Annotated in this window: 18 protein-coding genes; 13 read left to right on the top strand and 5 right to left on the bottom strand. The window is 59.3% G+C overall.

Going from position 1 to position 20,337, the window contains the following annotated elements; all coding sequences use genetic code 11:
* Position 1: 1 nt before the first annotated feature.
* The 13 genes from GOV88_RS17280 to GOV88_RS17220 all read left to right on the top strand — a co-directional run bounded on the left by GOV88_RS17280 (position 2) and on the right by GOV88_RS17220 (position 15,817).
* Positions 2-1,114: an ABC transporter ATP-binding protein gene (locus GOV88_RS17280; RefSeq protein WP_171126616.1), complete on the top strand. Its 1,113-nt coding sequence runs from the start codon at positions 2-4 to the stop codon at positions 1,112-1,114.
* On the top strand, positions 1,114-2,610 hold the full coding sequence (locus GOV88_RS17275) for an FAD-dependent oxidoreductase (protein ID WP_171241186.1): 1,497 nt from the start codon (positions 1,114-1,116) through the stop codon (positions 2,608-2,610). The genes GOV88_RS17280 and GOV88_RS17275 overlap by 1 nt, the downstream gene beginning before the upstream one ends.
* Positions 2,598-4,199: a GMC family oxidoreductase gene (locus tag GOV88_RS17270; RefSeq protein ID WP_254428851.1), complete on the top strand. Its 1,602-nt coding sequence runs from the start codon at positions 2,598-2,600 to the stop codon at positions 4,197-4,199. Before GOV88_RS17275 ends, GOV88_RS17270 begins: the two co-directional genes overlap by 13 nt.
* On the top strand, positions 4,196-4,504 hold the full coding sequence (locus tag GOV88_RS17265) for a Dabb family protein (protein WP_171241185.1): 309 nt from the start codon (positions 4,196-4,198) through the stop codon (positions 4,502-4,504). Before GOV88_RS17270 ends, GOV88_RS17265 begins: the two co-directional genes overlap by 4 nt.
* Before the next feature lie 66 nt (positions 4,505-4,570).
* Complete coding sequence (locus GOV88_RS17260) at positions 4,571-5,548, top strand: LacI family DNA-binding transcriptional regulator (protein WP_371808258.1); 978 nt, start codon at positions 4,571-4,573, stop codon at positions 5,546-5,548.
* A gap of 35 nt (positions 5,549-5,583) precedes the next feature.
* Entirely contained in the window at positions 5,584-6,747 is a 1,164-nt protein-coding gene (locus tag GOV88_RS17255) for a Gfo/Idh/MocA family protein (protein ID WP_171241183.1), read from the top strand.
* A 22-nt stretch (positions 6,748-6,769) separates the two neighbouring features.
* Positions 6,770-8,854, top strand: a complete 2,085-nt coding sequence (locus GOV88_RS17250) for an FAD-binding protein (RefSeq protein WP_171241182.1) — start codon at positions 6,770-6,772, stop codon at positions 8,852-8,854.
* Positions 8,848-9,780 carry a sugar kinase gene (locus GOV88_RS17245; RefSeq protein ID WP_171241181.1) on the top strand — a complete coding sequence of 311 codons (933 nt, stop codon included), beginning with the start codon at positions 8,848-8,850 and terminating at the stop codon, positions 9,778-9,780. The genes GOV88_RS17250 and GOV88_RS17245 overlap by 7 nt, the downstream gene beginning before the upstream one ends.
* Before the next feature lie 191 nt (positions 9,781-9,971).
* Positions 9,972-10,961: a BMP family protein gene (locus GOV88_RS17240; protein WP_171241180.1), complete on the top strand. Its 990-nt coding sequence runs from the start codon at positions 9,972-9,974 to the stop codon at positions 10,959-10,961.
* A gap of 39 nt (positions 10,962-11,000) precedes the next feature.
* Positions 11,001-12,518, top strand: a complete 1,518-nt coding sequence (locus GOV88_RS17235; RefSeq protein WP_171241179.1) for an ABC transporter ATP-binding protein — start codon at positions 11,001-11,003, stop codon at positions 12,516-12,518.
* On the top strand, positions 12,518-13,588 hold the full coding sequence (locus tag GOV88_RS17230) for an ABC transporter permease (protein ID WP_371808261.1): 1,071 nt from the start codon (positions 12,518-12,520) through the stop codon (positions 13,586-13,588). Before GOV88_RS17235 ends, GOV88_RS17230 begins: the two co-directional genes overlap by 1 nt.
* A complete protein-coding gene (locus GOV88_RS17225; protein WP_171241195.1) occupies positions 13,588-14,529 on the top strand; it encodes an ABC transporter permease in 942 nt (313 codons plus the stop codon). Before GOV88_RS17230 ends, GOV88_RS17225 begins: the two co-directional genes overlap by 1 nt.
* 1 nt (position 14,530) lies before the next feature.
* Positions 14,531-15,817, top strand: a complete 1,287-nt coding sequence (locus GOV88_RS17220; RefSeq protein WP_171241177.1) for an amidohydrolase family protein — start codon at positions 14,531-14,533, stop codon at positions 15,815-15,817.
* A gap of 3 nt (positions 15,818-15,820) precedes the next feature.
* Here the strand turns inward: GOV88_RS17220 and GOV88_RS17215 are convergent, their stop codons facing one another.
* From GOV88_RS17215 to GOV88_RS17195, 5 genes are read right to left on the bottom strand one after another with little or no spacing between them, the layout of a single operon-like run.
* Positions 15,821-16,111 (bottom strand): hypothetical protein, encoded by a 291-nt coding sequence (locus tag GOV88_RS17215; protein ID WP_171241176.1) that lies wholly within the window; start codon positions 16,109-16,111, stop codon positions 15,821-15,823.
* Positions 16,101-17,147 carry a hypothetical protein gene (locus GOV88_RS17210; protein WP_171241175.1) on the bottom strand — a complete coding sequence of 349 codons (1,047 nt, stop codon included), beginning with the start codon at positions 17,145-17,147 and terminating at the stop codon, positions 16,101-16,103. The genes GOV88_RS17215 and GOV88_RS17210 overlap by 11 nt, the downstream gene beginning before the upstream one ends.
* Positions 17,144-17,554, bottom strand: a complete 411-nt coding sequence (locus tag GOV88_RS17205) for a DUF4383 domain-containing protein (protein ID WP_170567454.1) — start codon at positions 17,552-17,554, stop codon at positions 17,144-17,146. The genes GOV88_RS17210 and GOV88_RS17205 overlap by 4 nt, the downstream gene beginning before the upstream one ends.
* Entirely contained in the window at positions 17,551-19,038 is a 1,488-nt protein-coding gene (locus GOV88_RS17200; RefSeq protein WP_171241174.1) for an FAD-binding oxidoreductase, read from the bottom strand. Before GOV88_RS17200 ends, GOV88_RS17205 begins: the two co-directional genes overlap by 4 nt.
* A complete protein-coding gene (locus GOV88_RS17195; protein ID WP_171241173.1) occupies positions 19,035-20,027 on the bottom strand; it encodes an alpha/beta fold hydrolase in 993 nt (330 codons plus the stop codon). Before GOV88_RS17195 ends, GOV88_RS17200 begins: the two co-directional genes overlap by 4 nt.
* Between the last annotated feature and the right edge of the window lie 310 nt (positions 20,028-20,337).

Here is a 20,337-nt window from a genome sequence, read left to right as displayed (position 1 = left end):
CATGGGCTTTCTCGATATCGACAACGCGACCAAGTCTTACGGCTCGGTTGAAGTGCTGCACAAGGTCGACATCTCGGTGCAGGAAGGAGAGTTTCTCGTTCTGGTCGGGCCCTCGGGCTGTGGCAAGTCCACCTTGCTGAACATGATTGCAGGGTTGGAAGAGATCACCAGCGGCGAGATCCGCATCAAGGATCAGGTGATGAACGGGGTGCACCCGTCGAACCGCAACATCGCCATGGTGTTCCAAAGCTACGCGCTGTACCCCAACATGACCGTGGGCCAGAACATCACCTTTGGACTTGAGATGCACGGTGTCCCCAAGCCCGAGCGTGAAAAGGCCATGGCCGAGGTCGCCAAGCTGTTGCAGATCGAACAGTTGCTGGACCGCAAGCCGGGGCAGCTTTCGGGCGGTCAGCGGCAGCGCGTGGCCATGGGGCGGGCCCTGGTGCGCGAGCCGGATGTGTTTCTGTTCGACGAACCCTTGTCCAACCTTGACGCCAAGCTGCGTGTCGACATGCGGACCGAGATCAAGAAGCTGCACCAGAACCTCGGCACCACCATCGTCTACGTGACCCACGACCAGATTGAGGCTATGACGCTGTCCAGCCGCATCGCCGTGATGAATGGCGGCTACGTGCAGCAACTGGGCACCCCGCAAGAGATCTATGACACCCCCGCCAATATCTTTGTGGCGACCTTCATGGGCTCGCCCGCGATGAACGTGCTGCCTGCAAAGGTGGTGATGTTGAACGGGCGGCCCCACGCCGAAGTCGCCTTGTTTGACGGGTCGATGGCACAACTGCCCTTCAGTCAGGACAACCTGTCCCATTGGGACGGGCGTGACATCCTGTTGGGCATTCGGCCCGAGACCATCACGGATATGGATGGCGCGGATCGAAAATCCTCGAACATTGCGACGATGACCAACCGGATCGTGGTGACCGAGCCCGCCGGGTCAGACACGTTTGTCTCAATGCAATTGGGCGGGCGCGATGTGATTGCGCGGATGCGCTCGGATGCCGAGGTCTCGCCGGGGCAGGATTTCACCTTTGCCGTGAACATGGAAAAGGCTGTGGCCTTCGATCCTGAGACCGAGAACCGCATTCAGGGGTAATGCAACCCGACATCCTCATAATCGGGTCGGGCATGGGCGGCGCTACCCTTGCGGCAGCGTTGGCCCCGTCCGGTCGTCGTATCCTGATCCTTGAGCGCGGCGTCAGGTTGGAACCGTCTGCGCAGGACCGGGATGCTAAAGCGATCTTTGGCGATGGTGTGTTTCGTCCTGATGAAACGTGGTTGGACGGACATGATCAGCCGTTCAATCCCGGAAACTATTACTTTGTCGGCGGCAATTCGAAATTCTACGGCGCGGCTCTGATCCGGTATCGGGCCGAAGATTTTGCCCCAATGCTGCACCGTGACGGCACAACACCGGGCTGGCCGGTCACGTATGATGATCTGGAACCCGATTATCAGGCCGCCGAAGACCTGTATTGCGTACGCGGCGATCCCAGCCAAGACCCGACCGAGCCACCGCATTCCGGTGCTTACCCGTTTGGTCCGGTGACGCATGAGCCGGACATGCAGGATCTGTTTGCACGGCTCCGGTCCGTTGGCATGTCGCCGTCAACCATCCCGCTTGGGCTGGATCTGGAAAGGTGGCTGGCCGCTGGCGATACCACGTGGGACGCTTTTCCCAACACCTGCGGCGGCAAGATGGATGCCGAAACCTGTGGACTGGCCGAGGCGCTGAAACATGAAAACGTGACACTCAAGACCAACGCGCGTGCGCAGCGGCTTGTTGCAGACGCGAATGGTCGGGTGAGCGGTGTTGAAGTTGAAGTGGACGGCCGTCAGGAGACACTGACCGCGCCGATTGTGGTGCTGGCAGCGGGCGCGGTTCAATCTGCGGCTTTGCTTCTGACTTCTGCGGATGCGGCGCGCCCTTCGGGTCTGGCCAATCGGTCGGATCAGGTGGGACGGAACTTCATGAACCACAACTGCTCGGCTGTGCTGGCGCTGCACCCACTACGCCGCAACAGGTCGGTCTATCAGAAAACCCTGATGGTGAACGATTTCTACCTGACAGACGGTCAGGGTGGGGCTCCGCTGGGTAATATCCAGATGTTGGGCAAGATCACCGGTCCGATCCTCGCGGCAACGACGCCAATGCCTAGTTGGGTTGCTTCGTTGATTGCAGACCGCAGTTTCGATTTCTACGCCATGTCCGAGGATCTGCCTAACCCCGACAGCCGCGTGACGCTGAAGGACGGGCAGATTAGGCTGGACTGGCAGCGTTCGAACTGGGACGCGCATTTGGAGCTGGTGCGCGTGCTGAAGCGCAAGCTTCGCAAGGCAGGTTTTCCCGTTGTTTTGTCCAGGTCCTTTGACCGCCGCACCCCGTCGCATCAATGCGGCACCGCACGGATGGGCGCGGACCCGACCGCAAGTGTGGTGGACACGTTCTGCCGCAGCCACGACCACCCGAACCTGTTCATTGTCGACGCCTCGGTCCTGCCGACCTCGGCGGCTGTAAACCCCGCATTGACCATCGCGGCGCTGGCCTTTCGCGCCGGACGCCACATCCAGGAAAGAGAATGGGCCGCATGACCGCTGGTTACGACTTTATTGTTATCGGAGGCGGTTCCGCCGGATCAGCCATCGCCGCCCGCCTGTCGGAAAACCCCGACGCGCGCGTTTTGCTGCTCGAGGCCGGTGGTGGCGACCGCAACCCCCTGTTCCACCTTCCCGCAGGGTTTGCCAAGATGACCAAAGGCATCGGGTCGTGGGGATGGAGCACGGTTCCGCAACGGTCGATGCAGGACAAGGTTTTCACCTACACGCAGGCCAAGGTGATCGGCGGCGGCTCGGCCATCAATGCGCAGATCTATACGCGGGGCGCGGTGCAGGATTATGATGAATGGCGTCAAATGGGTTGCGAAGGATGGGGGTATGACGACGTTCTGCCCTATTTCAAGAAGTCCGAAGACAACGATACCTATAGCGGGGAATTCCACGGTCAGGGCGGTCCGTTGGGCGTTTCCATGCCCGCCGCGCCGCTGCCGATCTGTGACGCGTTTATCGAGGCCGCGGGGCAGGTGGGCATTCCGAAAACCACCGATGTAAACGGGGAAAAGCAGGACGGTGCAGGCTATTATCAGCTCACCCAGCGCAACGCGCGGCGATCATCCTCGGCCATGGCGTTTCTTGCGCCCGCGCGGTCGCGGTCCAACCTGACGATCCAGACCAATGCACAGGTGCGCCGGATCACCGTCGAAGGTGGTCGGGCCACAGGGGTCGAGATGGCCGATGGCAGCAAGATTACCGCGGACCAAGAGGTGATCCTGTCCTCCGGCGCGATCGGTTCGCCGCGCCTGCTGCAACTGTCGGGGATTGGCCCGGCAGACGGGTTAAGGGCGCTGGGGATCGACGTCGTGTTCGACCAGCCCAATGTAGGCGCGAACCTTCAGGATCATCTGGACCTGTATGCGATTTGCGAAGTCACGGGCCCGCACACCTATGACCGTTATGCCAAGCTGCACCTATCGGCGCTTGCGGGTCTGCAATATCTGCTTACACGTAAAGGGCCTGTCGCCTCGAGCTTATTTGAGACTGGGGGGTTCTGGTACGCGGACGAAAATGCCCGTTCGCCCGATATTCAGATGCATCTGGGTCTCGGCACGGGGATCGAGGCCGGGGTCGAGGCGATGCCCAATGGAGGGGTGACGCTGAACGCGTGCCACCTGCGGCCACGGTCCCGAGGTTCGGTCCGGCTGCGCAGCGACAACCCGGCAGATATGCCCTTGATCGACCCCAATTACCTGTCGGACCCCTATGATCGTGAGATGTCCATTCGTGGCTTGAAACTGGTGCAGCAGATTTTGGCGCAGGACGCGCTGAAACCCTATGTTCTGGCCGAGCGTTTGCCGGGGCCGGATGTGCGCACCGACGAAGATTATTTCAACTTCATCTGCGTCCACTCCAAAACCTCGCATCACTGCGCCGGAACCTGCCGTATGGGGAGCGACGATCAGGCGGTCCTGGACCCGCGCCTGCGGTTCAACGGGATCGATCGGTTACGGGTCGCCGATGCCTCGGTGATGCCGACGGTGAACTCGTCCAACACAAACGCGCCGTCGATCATGATCGGCGAAAAAGCGGCAGACATGATCAAACAGGACAACGGATACGCGACATGATCCGACATATCGTACTGACCAAATTCAAACCCGACGTACCGGAAGACACTATCCAGAGAATTTATGCCGGGCTGGCCGCCGTGACCGAAAAATTGCCCGGTGCGCGGAGTTTCACAGGTGGCCGCTCGGAAAGCCCCGAGCAGATTGAGCGCGGCTATATGCACGGCTTTGTCATCGACTTTGACAACTGGGATGCGCTGCAAAATTACACCGACAATTCCGAGCATAAGGCATTGGGCCGTCAGCTTGTTAAAAATGCGGTCGGAGGGATTGACGGCATTCTGGTGCTGGATTTGAACGTGTAGGCAAATATTCGGGGTAAACAGAACAGGGCGACATAGAATATGGGCCAGAGACCAACGATCTTAGACGTGGCAAAGCACGCAGGCGTTTCAAAATCGACTGTCAGCCTTGTTTTGCAGGGAAGCGACTCGGTCAAGGCTGAAACGCGCGACGCGGTCCGCAAGGCGATGGCTGAGATCGGCTATGTGTACAACCGTTCTGCCGCAACGCTTCGGTCATCCTCATCCGGTTTGATCGGATTGGTGATCAATGATCTGCGCAACCCCTTTTTCACCGAGTTTGCGGCCCTGTTTCAGATGGAATTGGCGCGAAACGGCTTTGCCACGGTCATGGCCAACACGGATGAAGATCCAGAACTGCAAAAAAGCATGATCTCGACCCTGACCGAGCATGGGGTTTCAGGGTTCGTGATCTCTCCGGCGTATGGCGATGTCGAGGACACGCTGGCCCTGTTCGCCGCGTCCGGTACACCGACATTGCAAGTGTTCAGAACCCTTGATGCGCAGGCGCAAAGCCTGCCGTTTTTTGCGCCGGATTATCATCTTGGCAGTCGTATGGCGACCGAACATCTGTTGGAGAAAGGGTGCAAACGCGTCGCCTTTCTGGGTGGTTTGGAAGGGCGCCCTGTCACGCAGGAGCGCATGAGCGGCTATCTGGAAATTCTGAACGAAAAGGGTTTGCCGCCACTGGTTTTGACCGGCGAGGCCACACGCTCTTTCGGGAAGTCCATTGTGGGACAGTTGCGGCGCGACCATCCGGATGTGGATGCCGCGATCTGTTTCAACGATCTGGTGGCTTTGGGTGTTATGTCAGCGTCGCATCAGTTGGGGGTCGAGATTGGCACCGACCTGCGTGTGGTGGGGTTTGACGATATCGAAGACAGCAAGGACAGCCACCCGCCCTTGTCTTCGGTTTGCTGTGACATTCCCGACTTTGCCAAGTCTACGGCGGAACAGATCCTGAATTGGGTCAAGACCGGAACGAAACCCAGCAGCCTGAATCGCAGCCCGGTGCGCCTGATCGCGCGCGCCTCAAGCGATCTTTAGTCAGGCGAGACTTGCTGAAGAAAAAGGAGAAGATCATGTCTGAGGTAAGAGTTGCTGTTCTGGGTGCATCGGGCTGGATGGGCCGCGTTCACACGATGGCGTTCCAGACCTTTCCGCATTTTTTTGGCAACAGCTTTGGTACTGCGCGGGTCACGGCGCTGGTTTCCTCGAATCCCAACGCCGAGCAAGAGCTTGCGTTTCGCGCCCCTGGCGCCAAGATTCTGAAGACTTGGCAAGAGGCTGTGGCCGACCCTGAGATCGACCTGATCGACATCTGCCTGCCTGACAATCTACATTACGAGGTGGCCAAGGCTGCGCTTTTGGCGGGCAAGCACGTGTTTTGTGAAAAGCCCCTTGCCGACACCGCGGCCGAAGCGCTGGAGCTGGCCCAGATCGCGCGGGAAAAGGGCGTGATCACCCGCGTTGGCCACGCCTTTCCCCGCAACCCGGTGCATGACCGCGCGAAAGAGATTATCGAGGCGGGTGAGATTGGTGAGATTACCTTGTTCAAGGGCTGTCAGCATGTCGACATGTACGGGAATCCGCAGACGCCCTATATGTGGCGCGCCGACGGGGATCTTGCCCCCACCGGCATTGTTGGGGACACGGGATCACATGTCTTCAGCTTCATGGATTTTCTGGTCGGGCCGGTAACATCCTTGATCGCGGACACTTATGTCGTGACCGACAAACGCCCGGTGGTGGAAGGTCTCGGCCTTGGTGAGGTTCCCGAACTGACCGGGAATGAAGAATGGAAGCCCATCACCAACCCGGACGGCGCGAATGTCCTGTGCCATTTCGCCAACGGAGCCCGCGGGATGGTCGATTTTAGCCGCACCGCAACGGGCCGAAAATTCATGCAAAGCTATGAGGTTTACGGCACCAAGGGCAGTCTGGCGTACAATTACGACGAGTTGAGCCGTCTGAGATTTTACACCAATGATGATCCGACCGGTCGGCGCGGCTATCGTGAGATTGATGTTGGTCCCGAGCACGACACCTATGGCGCGTTTCTGCCGCTGCCCAATTTTGGGCTGGGCTATAACGAAAGCAAAATCATCGAAGCCGCCGAAGTCATTAAATCCATCACCACAGGCGAACCGATGTGGCCCACTTTCGATGCGGGCCATCGCATTTGCCAGATCGTCGACGCCTGCATGTCATCATCGCGCCTGAAGCGCTGGGTCGATATCGACTGATACGCCATAAGGACCGATCTTCATGAGCACCACTGTCCCTCAGGATATTCTCGATGCACTGACCGATGTGGCCATGCCGCGCCTGCGACCGGAACCGGAATTGTCGAGAACCGTCCGGATCGGCGGGTATGACATTCCGGTCCATGCCTGCGGAGGTCTTGTGATCGGCAGCGGAGCCGCCGGGTTGCGCGCAGCCGTCGAGATGAAAAGGCGCGACGTGGACGTGACCATCATCAGCCAGAGCGCGTGGGGCGGGACCTCGGCCTGTTCCGGTTCGGACAAACAGACTCTGCACACGGCAAATACGAAAGATCATGGCGATGACTTTCAGGACATGGCAGCGGCAATTGGGGCAGGCGGCGCAATGGACGAGGACACGGCATATATCGAGGCGGTCGGCTCGATCCGCGCGATGGCATCCCTGCAATATCTGGGGCTGCCCTTGCCGCAGGATGCGCTGGGCGGCACATTGCGTTACCAGACGGATCATGACGAGGTCGGGCGTGCTACAAGCTGCGGTCCCCGCACCTCGCGATTGATGGTGCAGGTGCTGGCGCAAGAGGCGATCCGGCTGGACATCCCCTTCTTTAACCATACGACGGCTGTAAACGTTCTGACCGAAGATGACCGCGTGGTTGGCCTGTTGGCAATCCGCCCCAAGGCCAGTTCGGATGCAAACCCCTATGGGCTGACGCTGTTCACCTGCAATGCACTGGTCTTCGCGGCCGGAGGGCCCGGAGAGCTGTACCGCGACAGCGTGTTCCCCAATGGCTGTTTCGGCACGTTGGGGCTTGCGCTTGAGGCCGGTCTAGAATTGGTCAATATCACCGAAAGTCAGTTTGGCATCGGCACGCGGCGCGAGGGGTTTCCGTGGAACCTGTCGGGCACTTATGTGCAAGTGATCCCGCATATTTATTCGGTGGATGACAGCGGGGCCGAGCATCACTTTCTGGCTGACTATTATCGCAGCACGCAAGAGATGGCCTCGAACATCTTTCGCAAGGGCTATCAATGGCCGTTCCATGCCACACGGATGCTGGACTTTCAGTCCAGCCTTGTCGATCTGGCAATCGTGCGGGAAAACCAAAAAGGTCGGCGGGTGTTCATGGATTTCAACCGCAACCTTCTGCCTGTGCCGGGTGATCAGCCGTTCAGTCTGGACCGTTTGGATGACGATGTGCGCAGCTATCTGCGACATGCCGGGGCCGTTCACGATCTGCCAATCGACCGGCTGCGCCATATGAACCCGCTCTCGATTGAGCTGTATAAGCGCTACAAGGTGGACATCACTATCGACCCGTTGGAATTCGCGGTGAATAACCAGCATATGAATGGCGGTATTGCCGTGGATATCTGGGGCCGCACCAACGTCGCCGGGATCTATGCAGTTGGAGAAGCCGCGGGCACCCATGGCGTCACGCGACCCGGTGGATCGGCTTTGAACGCCGGACAGGTTTTTGGCACCCGCGTCGCGGAACATATCGCGGCAAGCCGGATGGCGCATGAGGCGTCGAAACTGGAAATCACCTCCTTGGCAGAACACGCGTTGACCCGGATTGAGGCAACTCTGAATACCAACAGCTCCCGCGACGCTGCCGATATTCGTTCCGAAGTCCAGGCCCGCATGAGCGATCACGCCGGCATCCTGTGCACGCCCAAGGACGTATCGGCCGCGCATAAGGCGGCCAGCGACCTGAACGCGCAAATCCGGCGCAACGGGATCTCGTTTAAGCGCAGCGGCGAGGTCGGGCGCGTATTGCAATGGCAGCAGATGTCGCTGGCCTCCGAAGCTGTATTGGCGGCGTTGGATCATTATATCGCCAAGGGCGGCGGCAGCCGCGGGGCCCGCGCAATTTGCGATCCCAACGGGGATGCTCTGCCCCAAGCGGCGCATGGACCGATACCGGAGGTTAGGTTTCGATCCGAACGAGAAGCAGACATGCGCGAACAACTTCTCGTTCATATGGACGGCGAGGATATGGTTGTGTCGCACCGAAAAATCCGCAGGTTTGATCAAGATGCCCGTACCTTTTTCGAACGTGACTGGCCCGCGTGGTTAACCGGGGCCATCTACGATCAAAACGATGGGGATACGGTGCCTTGCTGAGTTTCACGTCAAACAAGGCCGTCGCGATTGGTGAAGCCATGATCGAAATGGCCGATTTGGGCGACGGTTCGTACAAGCGCGGCTTTGCCGGGGATACGTTCAACACCGCCTGGCATATGGCGCAGATCCTTGGCGAAAAGGCGTCGATTGGTTTTGTCACGAAGGTCGGGACCGACAAGGTCTCGTCCGCGTTTCTTAAGCAGTTGGACGAGGACGGTCTGGTAACGGATGGGATAGGCCGGGTCACCGGTCGTACCATGGGCTTGTACATGATCGAACTGGATGGCGTCGAACGCAGTTTTCAATACTGGCGCGAGGCTTCGGCGGCGCGTCTGCTTGCGGAGGATCGCGATTGGTTGCAGCAGGTGGTCGAAGGTGCGGGTCTGATCCACCTGTCCGGGATTACGCTGGCCATTCTGTCGGCCCAAGCCCGCGCGGTTTTGTGGGATGTGCTGGCCGAAGCGCGCTCGGCCAACGCCTTGGTTTCTTTCGATCCGAATATACGCCCCCGGCTTTGGTCGTCTGCCGAAGAAACGCGTGAGACGATCGCCAGATTCAACCAGATCACCGACATCGCATTCCCCAGCTTTGATGATGAACAAGGTCTATGGGGCGATGCGTCCCCGGCGCATACGGTTGAACGGCTTGGGGCAGCGGGCATTTCGGAAGTTGTCGTCAAGAACGGTCCAGCCCCTATGACAGCGTTGGCGGAAGGTCAGACAACGACGACTGAGACCCCCAAGGTCGAAGGAATTCGTGACACTTCCGGGGCTGGCGATGCGTTCAATGCGGGTTATCTGTCGGCACGCTTGAGCGGGCAGCCTCAGGCGGCGGCAATCGCGTGGGGTCAAAAGCTGTCGGGTGAAGTTATTCGGCACTATGGCGCGCGCATTCCCAAACCCGCCGTGCCTCGTTTTGAGAACTGACCAATGTATTGGATCGGGCCACCCGAACAGCCTCGATCAGGTCCGGGACGCGCTGGTTTTGCGCGGAACAAACGCCCCGATTTCAGTGCCTAAAAATTGCTCATCCTGCTGTTTCATACACCGCTGTTGACCGGAAAAAATTTGACTGAACAGTAAAAAAATGCTGCCATCCCTGAAAACAGGAGAGTGTAATGGCAAAAAATAACATGACAAGAAGACTGTTGCTTGCCGCTGTTGCGGCGGCGTCAACGATATACTCTGTCGGTGTGGCTGCGGCCGAAACGGTCAAGGTTGCAGCGATCTATACGCTGCCCGTGGAACAGCAATGGATCAGCCGTATCCACAAGGCGCTTAACGCGGCGGCTGAGAGGGGCGACATCGAATACGTCTTTTCCGAGAATGTGGCCAACACCGACTATGAGCGCGTGATGCGTGAATATGCCGAACAGGGCTCGCAACTGATCGTGGGCGAGGTGTTCGGGCTGGAGCGCGCCGCGCGCAAGGTGGCCAAGGATTACCCGGACACGGCCTTCCTGATGGGATCGTCCTTTGGGCCTGTCGGTCCGAACTTCTCGGTCTTTGACAACTGGATTCACGAGCCGTCCTACCTGACCGGCATGGTTGCTGGTGCGGCCACGGAATCGAATGTCATTGGTATGGTCGGTGGATATGCCATCCCCGAGGTGAACCGCCTGATGAACGCCTTCATGGATGGCGCGCGCGAGGTGAACCCGGATGTCAAATTCCTCGTGACCTTCATCGACAGCTGGTATGACCCGCCCAAGGCCAAGGAAAGTGCGATTGCGATGATGGATGCTGGCGCGGACATCATGTATGCCGAGCGTTTTGGTGTGTCGGATGCGGCGGTAGAGCGTGGCGTCAAAGCCGTTGGAAACGTGATCGACACGTCGGGTGACTATCCCGGTACGATCATGGCGTCGGCCCTATGGCACATGGAGCCCACCATCGACAAGGCTATTGCCAATGTAGCCAGCGGCTCGTTTGAGGCTGCGGATTACGGCCAGTACAGCTTTATGGGATATGGCGGCGGTTCCATGGTTCTGGATGAGGAACTGGTGCCCTCCGATGTGGTCGAAGCGGTCAACGCGCGACAGGCCGAGATTATGGACGGGCTGTTCCGCGTCAACGTCAACGACGACCGACCCGTTTCCGACAACTGATCTTGTTCGGGCCGGTCCACAAACCGGCCCGTTTTTCCAATGACAGATTCCACAGTTCTGAAACTCAACGGGTTGAGCAAGCATTTCGGCCCGGTCATCGCCAATGACAATGTCAGCCTGACCCTGAACAAAGGCGAGGTTCTGGCGCTGCTGGGCGAAAACGGCGCGGGCAAGACCACGCTGATGAATATGCTGTTCGGGCATTACCTGCCCGATGCCGGCTCAATCGAGGTTGCGGATGAAGACGGGGTGTTGCGCCCTCTGCCGCTGGGCCACCCGCAGGTGGCGCTGGCCTCGGGCGTAGGGATGGTGCACCAGCATTTCACATTGGCCGAGAACATTTCGGCCCTCGACAATATAACCTTGGGATCGGAACCCCTGATTTCCCTGCGCCGCAACCGACGTGCAGCGCGGCGCAGGATCGAAGGCATCATGGCGCAAAGCGGTCTGTCCGCGCCTCTTGATACGCCGGTTGGCCGACTGTCGGTAGGCGAGAGGCAAAGGGTGGAAATCCTCAAGGCCCTGTACCGCAATGCCCGCATACTAGTGCTAGACGAACCAACCGCCGTTCTGACCCCGCAAGAAGCGGATACATTGTTCGAAAACATCCGTCTGATGACCGATGAAGGTCTGTCGGTGATCTTCATCAGTCACAAGCTGCGCGAAGTCCTGGCCTTTTCGGATCGCATTGCCGTTCTTAGGCATGGTCGGAAAGTTGGAGAGATGGCCACATCCGACGCGGACGAAAAGTCGATCGCGCAGATGATGGTTGGCGCTGAGACACCCGAGCTTGCCGGCTCTTACCTGACGCCCGGTGATCCGGTCCTGACCATATCGGGCGTATCGGTCGCAGGGCGGTCCAAACGCGACACGCTGACGGCGGTCGACCTGACGGTACACGCGCATGAAATTCTGGGGATCGCCGGGGTTTCTGGTAACGGTCAGAGTGGGTTGGCCAATGTCATCGCAGGTCTTGTGCGCCCAGAACAGGGTCTAATCAAGGTTGATGGAGTCGAGGTTACCTCACCCACCCCGGCCAAGATGGTGCGTGCGGGGGTTGGACGCATCCCTGAAGATCGCCACCATGAAGGCATCGTCGGTGCCATGACCGTGGCGGAAAACATGGTTATCGAACGGTTGAACGATCCCGAGGTTCAATCATACGGGTTGTTGCGCCGCGAAGACATCCAGGACAATGCCGAGCGTTTGTCCAAAGCCTATGACGTGCGCGGGCCGGGCGTGGATGCGCCTGCGCGTCTGTTGTCCGGGGGCAATATCCAGAAACTTATTCTGGCACGTGTCTTCGATCTTTCGCCCCGCCTCATCCTTGCGAACCAGCCGACACGCGGTCTGGACATGGGTGCCGCGGCCGAGGTGAGCAAGCGCCTGCTGAATGCAAGGGCGCGTGGGGCGTGTGTGGTACTGATTTCCGAGGACCTCGACGAATTGCTGAGCCTCGCCGACCGCATCGTGGTGATCCGCGACGGAGAACTGCACGAGGCACCGGGGCGCGACCGTGAACAGATCGGGTTGATGATGGCAGGAGAACCGGCATGATCCGTATTGAACCACGTCAGACCCAATCGCGGGCTTTCACGTTGGGCGTTCCCATCCTATCGGCCGTGATCGCACTGGGCTTTGCCGCGATCCCGCTGTTGGCGGCCGGTGCAAACCCGATCGTCGCCTATGCCGAGATGTTTCGCGGCGTCTTCGGTTCGGTCTTTGCGTTCTCCGAGGTGTTGACACGCGCCACGCCACTAATATTCACCGGGCTGGCCGCCGCTTTGGCCTTTCGCGCAAAGCTTTGGAATATCGGGGCCGAGGGACAGTTGTATCTGGGCGCGATGGCTGCGGTGGCCATCGGGTCGGGGGTGCTGAATATCTCAGGCATCTTGCTGTTGCCGCTGATTGTCCTGATGGGTGCTGCTGCAGGGGCGGCGGGGATGGTCGCCCCAACCTATCTGAAAACCCGCTTTGGCGCGGATGAGGTGGTGACGACGCTACTGTTGAACTTCATCATCCTGATCTTTGTGCAGATGATGTTGGAAGGGCCGCTGCAGGACCCGATGGGGCTGGGCTGGCCACAATCAGCACCGGTTCTGGATCAAGGAATGCTGCCGCCACTGATGGAACGGATGCGGGTGCATTCGGGACTTGTTTTGGCTCTAATACTGGCGGGATTGGCCCAATTCATGCTGGCGCGTTCCGTCTGGGGCTTCAAGCTACGCGCTGTGGGTGAGAACCCCGCCGCCGCGCGCCATGCGGGGATCAACGTCAACCGCTCGCTGTTCGGCGTGGCCATCCTGTCGGGTGGTCTGGCCGGGCTTGCGGGCGTGAGCGAGGTCGCGGGCCTGAAGGGATACCTGACCGCCGACTTGTCGCCCGGCTTTGGCTATACCGGCATTGTCGTGGCGATGCTGGCGGGGTTGTCGCCGGTGGGCGTGGTGATCGCCGCGCTGTTCATCGCCTCGGTCTTTGTGGGGGCTGACAGCATGAGCCGCGCGATGGGCGTGTCGTCTTTCCTGGCGGATCTGGTGGTCTCGGTTTCGCTGCTTTGCGTTCTGGTCGGCGGGTTTGTCGCCCGATATCGCATTGTCCGAGCCAGCACCGCGAGGGCTGCATCATGATGGATATTCTTAATATTCTGCTCTCTGAAAGCTTCTGGGCGGCCTCTCTGCGCATCGCGACACCGTTGATCTTTGGCGTGCTGGGCGCGCTGATCTGCGAACGTGCAGGCGTGCTGAATCTTGGGATCGAGGGCATCTTTGTCGTCGGCGCCATGTGCGGCTGGATGGCCGTCTGGCTGGGCGCGGGTCTGTGGGGTGGCGTGCTGGTCGCGGCAACGGCAGGGGCGTTCTTTGGCTTGCTTCATGCGTTCCTCACAGTGCCTTTGGGATTGTCACAACACGTTTCGGGGTTGGGGATCACGTTGTTTGCAACCTCGGTCAGTTATTACACCTATCGCACGGCGCTGCCGAATGTGTCGTCACCGCCTCGGATCGAGCCATTTCAGCCGCTGGACCTGCCGGTTCTGTCAGATTTTCCCTTTTTAGGATCTGTTTTGTTTCAGCAAACGGCGCTGACTTGGCTGGCGCTGCTGCTGGTGGCGGTGGTCTGGTACGTGCTGAACCGCACAGCGCTGGGCGTGGCGATCAAGGCTGTTGGGGACAACCCTGACAGCGTTGATGCGCAGGGTCTGTCGGTTTACGGCCTGCGGATCGGGGCTATCGTGGTCGGGTCGGCGCTTATGGCGCTGGGGGGCGCTTTCCTGACCATGAGCGCCTTTGACGCTTTTTTCTTCGGTATGGTCAATGGGCGCGGCTGGGTCTGTATCGCGTTGGTCATTTTCGCCAGTTGGCGTCCGGGCAAGGCGTTGCTGGGCGCGCTGTTGTTTGGCGCGTTCGATGCGCTTCAGGTACGATTACAGACCGAGGTCGGCGCGCTGGTCCCCGGTCAGGTCTTCTTGATGGTGCCCTATGTTCTGTCGATCATCGCCCTTGTGATCGCAGCGCGCTCGGCCGATTATCCGCGTGCATTGCTTACCCCTTGGTTCAAAGGTCAACGCTGAAATGGTCGATCTGCTTATCAAAAACGCCACCCTGACGGACGGTCAGACCGGAGTGGACATCGCCTGCGCCGACGGCAGGATCACAGCGGTCGAGGCCGGGATCACCGCAGACGCCGCCGAGGTCATAGATGCCGAAGGTCAGTTAGTTTCACCCCCCTTCGTCGACCCGCATTTCCACATGGATGCGACCCTATCACTGGGCAATCCGCGCATGAATGTCTCAGGCACTTTGCTTGAGGGCATCGCGCTGTGGGGCGAGTTGAAGCCGTTGCAATCCGTTGATGACATCGTCGCCCGCGCGTTGCGCTATTGCGAGTTGGCGGTGGCCAAGGGGATCGGTGCGATCCGCAGCCATGTGGATACCTGCGATGATGAACTGAAAGGCGTGCAGGCGCTGTTGCAGGTGCGTGAACAGGTGAAGGATTACCTTGACCTGCAACTGGTGGCCTTCCCGCAGGACGGTGTGCTGCGTGACCCGACCGCGATGCAAAACACTATCCGTGCGCTGGATATGGGCGTGGACGTGGTGGGCGGCATCCCGCATTTCGAACGGACCATGGCGGACGGGGCGGAATCCGTGCGTCTGCTGTGCGAAATCGCGGCCGAGCGCGGCTTGATGGTCGATATGCATTGCGACGAAAGCGACGATCCCCACAGCCGTCATATCGAAACGCTGGCCTTTGAAACCCAGCGTTTGGGTCTAAATGGGCGGGTTGCGGGATCACATCTGACCTCGATGCATTCGATGGACAATTACTATGTCTCGAAACTGATTCCGCTGATGGTCGAGGCAGGGGTTCATGCGATCCCGAACCCATTGATCAACATCATGCTGCAAGGCCGCCACGACACCTATCCAAAGCGCCGGGGTCAAACCCGTGTGCGCGAGCTGCGCGATGCGGGCATCACGGTGGGCTTTGGGTCCGATTGTGTGATGGACCCGTGGTATTCGTTGGGCAAGGCCGACATGCTGGATGTGGCCTTCATGGGGTTGCATGTGGGGCAATTGTCCAGCCGTGCCGATATGACATGGTGCTTTGACGCGGTGACGCAGAATTCTGCCCGGATCATGGGGCTTGAGGGCTATGGCGTCGCCAAGGGATGTGAAGCGAATTTCGTGCTGTTGCAGGCCGCCGGCCCGATCGAGGCGATCCGCCTGCGTGCCCATCGTCTGGCCGTGGTGCGCAAGGGGCGGGTGATCTCGCGGTCAGCCCCGGTGACACATGCGCTGAACCTGCCATCTGCCCAGCGAACTTTGGACGAGGCGCGCGTGCCGTTCGAAGGGTAAGCCTCATACCTTTGGCAAGGGCAGGCATCCCGGCAGGCCCGCAGGCAGAACCAACCGCGCACCGCTGGAATAGAGTGCCTTGGCAAAGCCCGGCGCGTCTGACGCCACCGTCACGCTAAACCGCGACGCGGCCAGAACTGCCGTGCCACCCGGCAACCTATCCAGCAACCGGTCTTGCGGCAGCACGACCACATAGGCTGGCGCTTCGTCCGTTAGCAAAGCCACGACCACCAATGTCGATAGCCAGCCCAGCACCAAAAGGGGCAGGGCGATCAGAACGGACCTAATAGTCATGGATGTGTTCCAGCGTCAGGCCAGAGCCCTCCAACTGACGCAGCCGTTCGGCAAGCTGCGGGACCTTGACCACGATCAGGTGCCGATAATCACCAAACCCCTGGCGCGGCGCACTGAAAACCGCACCCTCTTCGGTTGGCTGATCGGACAGGGCCGTAAACATGATGTCATCATTCCCCGCGATTTCGACCAGATCAACGCCATCACGCGCCATTTCGACCAGAAGGTTTGTCAATACGCGATACCGGGGCGTTTCAATCTCAATCCCTTCGGGTCTGGAGCCGATGACCTGCACATCCGGGTAAGTCGGAAGCGTTTCGGGCCCTGTGACGATCATACGTAGGGTAAGCTCATCCGCGCCCACCCGAGCGACTGCCTGTTCGATAAGGCCGGCGTAACCGTCTTTGACCGTGTTTTCGAACCCCAAGGCGATTGCGCGTTCGCTGTCACGCAATGACCCGCTGGATTGGCTCAACAGGTCATGCGCATTCTCTGCGAAGGGCCATTTGTACCAAGGCACCTGTTGCAGAAACTGGGCGTATTCTGCGGCCTGCTGCGCCGACAGGTCATCCAGCGGCGCACGTTGCGGCCCACGCAGAGCTGTGAACAAGCGCCCCAGTGTCTCTTCATAGGCGGCCTTCAGAGCAAGCTCGGCCGTGAAGCTGGTGCCGATGACATAGACCATCTGCTTGGTCGCAGCATCGACCTCGCCATGGGCCGATGCGCTTTGCGACAGGGCGCAGAGCGAGCTCCAGAACCCGGTGATTCCCTGCCAGAAACCATAGTCATGCGGATCGCCCTGCCGCAGAACCTCGGCGTAATCCTCATAGGCGTGCACGATGTGCCATTCCGGATAGGTCATCAGCGTCCGGGTCTCAGGCCGGTGGTGTTCGGGAGGCAGCAGGGCGTCATAGGGTTGAAACTGCGCCGTTCCCTTGCAGCTTGTCTCGACATAGACGATCGGGGCAACAAGGCAGATCGCGCCGACCACAATCAGCAGAACCAGTCGGCGCATCCAGCGCAGTAGAAATCTCATGCCGTTCTCCTGATATCACGCAGACCCGCCCAAGCCGCGATACCGCCCAAGGCCAGATGTGGAAGGTTTGCAAAAATACGTCCCATCGACAGGTCAATTCCTGCGGACGCGTTGGTGAAGATGCCAAGATCCAGATAGCCATAGCCTGTGAAGAACCCGAAAACGCCATCCCCCAGATAGGCAAGACCGAATAAGATCAGAAAAGTGCGAGCGGCCCTGTGTGACCACAGCCCGGCCACCAGCGCCCAGACTGCCGAGGCGACGTGTAGCGCGTCGTCGTAGATATCGAGTGCAAAGATCCCGAACGCCAGCCCGTTTTCATCCGTCAGGCCGGGGACATAGTTCAGCGATGCCGCGATCATCAGCGCGACGAAATATACAAGGCAGAGTTTTTGCAGATTGGTCATAGTTGCCCCAGATAGCTGTCCCAAAGGTTGTTCCGAAGCACAAGCCGGGGGTCCAGTTGGCGTTTGGCCTGCGCAAATTCCGGTGCCCGCGCATAGGCCGAGGTCAATTGGTCCAGCCGCGCATGCGGGCGATAAGGCAGGTAATATGCCCCCCCAATCTCGACGATCCGGTCTATCAGAGCCTGCGTCATCCGAGCCATGTCCGCCTCGGCGCGTTGGGTCATTTCCTGGCTGAATGACATTACGGCGGCGATCCGGGGCTCGGACGCGAAGGACAAAACCGCCTGATCATCCTGCGCGACATAGCGCAGGGTGACGTTTAGAAACTCCTGATACGAGGCGGGGATCACCTCGCGGCAGGCGGTCAGGAAATCGTCGAACGCATCGAAACCCACGAAGTATTCGTGCAGGATATCGGTGCGGTCCGGGTTGCGGTCGTCCAGTGTGACGGCCGGTTCGTTGATCAGGGAATTGCGGGTTGCGTCGCCGCCGCCCAGAGCCGGCCCAAGCGTTGTTTCGTTCCACCAGCGGAAGCTTTTGAATGCTTCGCTTCCCAGTTGCGCCCGATACAGGCGGCTGGCCGCGTGCGATATCCACCCTGATCCTGCGGCTCGCGGTAATTCGGTCTGGTCATCTGTCTCGCGATAGGTGATCAGCAGCGCTTTTTCGAAAAACGTGTCGCGTTCCACGTTGAGCCGCCCATAAGCCATCGTGACCGCAGGGTCGTCGATCGCGGATTGAAAGGCCGCCGCAAAGCCCTGTGCCTCCATCACCTCGAAAGATGGAGACAGGCGGGTGTTTGGGACCATTTCCACGTCCATATCGACGATGATCCCAATCAGGCCGTACCCACCCATGCCAAGATTGAACAGGTCGGTGTTCTCGGTGGGTGAGCATGTCAACAGCTCTCCGGTTGGTAGAAGCATCCGCAGCGACCGAACCGTCGAGCCCATCGGTCCAAACGGCACGGGCCAACCATGGGCGTTGACCGAATAAGTGGCCGCAACGCCGAAATCATGGTTCGATTGCATTACCTTGGGCGACCACCCCGCCGGGTCCAGCGCGGCAATCACCTGTGACCAGCGCGCACCCGCATGCGCGCGATAGGTTTGGGCTGCGCTGTCGATCTGCAATGCGCCATTGTCAAAGGTTATTGCCGCCCCGTTGCGCGGAATGGCCTGCCCGCCCATTGAATGACGCGCTGCGCCCACATTGACAGGGCGGCCTTCAGTGCTGGCTTCGGCTAGTTCGTTGCGAAGCGCTGTGATCAGCCTGTCCCCTGCGTCTTCGGTCAGAACCAGATGCTTGTTGATCGGTGTCGGGGACAGCCCGCTGGCGTCATTCATGATGGTATCGGACGTCGGGGCAAAGGTTCGGTCGGTCCCGTCATAGACCGGCAGATCCGAGCCTAACCAACGCGAAAGCCCCCATCCTGCAACGCCCCCTGCGGCAAACAGGGCGGCCCGTCTGGTGAAATTCGTCATGACTCGGCCTCATGTCCCTGCGAGTTGGCAATATTTGTCAGCATTTTGATCAATGTATCCTGAAATTCCAAAGGGCTTTCGATTTGCGGAATGTGCCCGACCCTCACGAGGGCATCATATTGGGCGTCTGGAATCAAAGCACGTAAGTCTGCGGCTTGATCCAGCGGTGTTACTGTATCCTCGACACCCCAAATGATCCCAACAGGCAGATCGAGCGCCCGCCGGTTATCTGGCCGGGTGCTGAGTGCATCCTGAGGCGGAACCAAAAGATGTGGCAACCACTGCGCCACGGCTGCGGTATAGCCTTCACGCTGCATTGGGGCTTGCAACAGGGCCACGCGTTCGGGCGTTGCCGCGGACTTGTTGTGGATAAACCCGCGGAGGAATGTCCGGGTCAGCATAGGGTTGGATATGGTTGCGGCGACAATGTGCCTATTTAGGGTCTGATTCATCAGAAACACGGGTGTTTCCGTTGCGGATTCATGAGTGCCCAGACCAATGGCCGCGTTCACGATGATCATTCCCGAAGCAAGGTCGGGCCGGCGCATGACGGCCTCGGACACCGGACCTGCGCCGATCGAGTGGGCAACGACAATAGGCGGCTGATCCAACGCCTTAAACAGGGCGACGACGCGCTCTGACTGTTTTACACGGCCATATTCGGGGGGGTGCGGATATTCCGACCAACCGAACGGCGGCATGTCAAAGGCGATTGCGCGAAACCCGGCCTCAGATACCGCGTCGAGAGTTGGCTGCCACAAGCCTGACCAGGCGGCTGTACCATGCGCAAAAACAACAGGAATATTCTGGGGCTGTCCGCGTTCCAGCACGAAAATAGCGCCCTCGGACGTATCAATCAGCCGCCCACCATCTGGTAAGTCGTGACCGGCTGCGATGGTTTCGCGAACGTCCGCTGCCAGACGGAAACAGATCAGAACCACGGCAACAAGCAATAAGCCTGAAACAAAAAACCTGGTAAATTTCTTCATTGGGACGATAGTTGTGCGCCTGCGGAAATAAAACAACCGCTGGAAAACCCTACTGCGCAATAGTGCGGCGCTTGGGCCATACTGGGTGAGCCTGCTGGTGTTCTTAGCTGTTTCACCTTGATTAGAGCCTATGTTAGTATCAAATCTTTCCTCGACCGTACCTGTAGCAACACCCTAGACGTCGGGGTGAGGACTTGTTCTTTGGGAAAACGGAGGTTCAAACGACTTCAATTCGGTTTGGTCACAATCAGGTGTTGCAACTGTCAAAATGATCTGGATGATCATGGCCACCAGGACCGAAAAAACGGTC

The sequence above is a fragment of the Ruegeria sp. HKCCA5491 genome (assembly GCF_013034565.1).
Classification (GTDB): Bacteria; Pseudomonadota; Alphaproteobacteria; order Rhodobacterales; family Rhodobacteraceae; genus Ruegeria.
The sequence above is the reverse complement of the archived record's forward strand: the minus strand, read 5'-3'. Positions and strand labels throughout refer to the sequence as shown.